At 70.3% G+C, this 1520-nt stretch carries 1 protein-coding gene and 2 pseudogenes; all 3 read right to left on the reverse strand.

Going from position 1 to position 1520, the window contains the following annotated elements:
- A pseudogene (locus FV217_RS22260) lies at positions 1–386 on the reverse strand (hypothetical protein); the annotation flags it as partial.
- 161 nt (positions 387–547) lie between these two features.
- A complete protein-coding gene (locus FV217_RS22265) occupies positions 548–1159 on the reverse strand; it encodes a DUF1134 domain-containing protein (RefSeq protein WP_147821807.1) in 612 nt (203 codons plus the stop codon).
- 87 nt (positions 1160–1246) lie between these two features.
- A pseudogene (locus tag FV217_RS23145) lies at positions 1247–1520 on the reverse strand (hypothetical protein); the annotation flags it as partial.

Genomic DNA, 1520 nt, shown 5'->3' on the forward strand with positions numbered 1-1520 from the left:
GAGCCGAGGTCGCGGTCGAGCCCGGCGATGCGGGCATGCGCCTCCTCGATCTCGACCTTGCGGCCGCCGAGGGCGGCGTCGCGACCCTCGACCTCGCGCTGCAGGGCGGCGATTTCGAGGAGCTTGGCGCCGACGGTCTCCATGTCGGTGTGGCGGCCGGAGCGCGCGGCCTCGACCTTGCGCTCCATGCGCCGCTCGGCGACGGCGAACTCGGCGCGCAGGGCATCGCGCTCGGCGGCGATCTCCTGCATCGACAGCGGAAACAGGCCGTCGATCCGCCTGCGGGCGAGACGGGCCGCGCGCCGGTTCAGCACCGGCAGCATCAGGAGCGCGGCCAGGCTTGCCAGGAGGAAGCCGAGCGCGAAGCTCATCACGGTCTCGATCACGCCGACGGACCCATGCGTGAAACCTCGGGGACGCGTGCCGGAAAAACGGCACCGTCAGCGTGTATGGCGCGTTCTGGCCGGCTTCAAGGCAGTCCCGTGCCGCACACGGCATGCATCCCGGCGAACGACGGGACTATCGATGGCAGCATCGGGACGGGCGCTCAGAAGGGGTTCCAGGTCGGCCGGCTCGTAAACTTGAGGTAGCCGATGTTGATGCCGAGCCGGGCGCCGACGCCGGTGCGGATAGGAACCACCACGATTCCGTCGTTGGTCACCGCCGTCATGCCGAAACCGCCGACGAAATAGGCCGATCCGTCGACCCCGCCGAAGCGCTGGTAGAGGTCCGGCAGGCCGGGCAGATTGTAGACCAGCATCATGGTGCGGTCGCCGTCGCCGCCCATGTCGAAGCCGATCGACGGCCCCTGCCAGTAGATCCGGCGGTTGCCGGCGTTGCGGGTGTAGAGGGTGCCCTCGCCGTAACGCAGCCCGCCGACGATGGCGCCGGAGGCCTCCTGGCCCAGGATGTAGCCGTTCGGCTGGCCCCAGCGTTTCGTCGCCTCCTCGATGGTGAGCGCCAAGCCCTTGGAAACGCTGCCGAAGAACTTGTGGCCGTTGTCGACGACCTCCGCCGGCCGGAACGATTCGGGCCGGCCGGAATCCTCCCGCGCCACCGCCTCGCGCCCGGGCAGCAGCAGGGCCGCGGGCGCTGCGAGCAGGGCCGGAATCACGGCGCGGCGTGACAGGGTCTGGTGGGGCGCCTTCTTCGTCGACATCGCGATCCTCCTCGCGCGGGGTCCGCGCCGAATTCCTCGATTCGCGGCAGTATGGCCCGTTCACGGCAAGACAAGGTTAACGCGGCGTCACGATCGTGCGGCGGAATCGTCCGGCGTCGCCTCTCCCGCGCGGCGGCGCTCGCGGTAGCTCGCCGTGCAGCGCTCCGGCAGCGCCACGGCCGGCGCCTGCCCGCACTCACCGAAGGCGGCGAAGGGGCCGTTGCGGTAGAGCCGCGAACGGTGACCATAGGTAAGCCGCAGCCACGGTTTTGCCGTTCGGGTCGGCCATGAGGCGAGCGTGAGACAGGTGGAGACGGGCCGCTTCGCGCGGACCGGGGCCTCGAACCGAACGGACCATTCA

The organism is Methylobacterium sp. WL9, assembly GCF_008040035.1.
In the GTDB taxonomy this organism is placed as follows: Bacteria; Pseudomonadota; Alphaproteobacteria; order Rhizobiales; family Beijerinckiaceae; genus Methylobacterium; species Methylobacterium thuringiense.

Bases quoted from the DNA above. Each gene is read 5' to 3' on its own strand.
- FV217_RS22265 (WP_147821807.1), bottom strand. From the start codon at position 1,159: ATGTCGACGAAGAAGGCGCCCCACCAGACCCTGTCACGCCGCGCCGTG.